The organism is Oleiphilus sp. HI0043 (genome assembly GCF_001634935.1).
In genome coordinates this window covers 1-578 of sequence record NZ_LWEY01000333.1, presented here as the reverse complement: position 1 = coordinate 578, position 578 = coordinate 1, and the positions used below count along the sequence as shown (strand labels likewise).

Genomic DNA, 578 nt, shown 5'->3' with positions numbered 1-578 from the left:
TAGTTCTAATCCGACTAAAAAGAAGAATACCGCCATCAGGCCATCATTAATCCATAGCAGTAATGGCTTCGCGATTTCCAGTGCGCCAATCTTGACTTCTACAGGGGTTGATAGCAGCAATTCATAAATTGAAGATAAGGGCGTATTAGCAAACACTAAGGCAAGGACTGCTGCAAAAATTAGTAATATTCCACCGGCAGACTCAAGCTTAAAAAAGTCAGAGATAAAGTTTTGTGGATGGTTGTTTTGTAAAGAATTCATGATTAGCCTTAGACCTTACTTATGCTTATATCTTAAGTCGTAATTTACTTGGTAGTTACTCAATAGGGCATTTATTACCCAGTTCATCAATGCATACAAATGTGATTCGAGTTTCAAATAAAACNGTATCTTTGTCTTCGCGAGCGTTTCGTACTGAAATAAAATAAGTAATTGAAGAGTTTCCCTGTCGCTCAAGGTCGACCTTAAAACAAATTATTTCGCCACAGTCGATTCGATGTTTGAATTCAACATTATCGAGTGCATCGGTAACGAATCGCAGCCCTGGGTAGTGAAGGGCGGCCGTCATATAGGCGACT

General features: G+C 39.3%; 1 protein-coding gene. It reads right to left on the bottom strand.

What is annotated here, in order from left to right:
• Positions 1-261 (bottom strand): Na+/H+ antiporter NhaA (locus tag A3729_RS04495; RefSeq protein WP_197475560.1); only part of this gene is annotated, 261 nt, incomplete at its 3' end.
• Positions 262-578 lie beyond the last annotated feature (317 nt).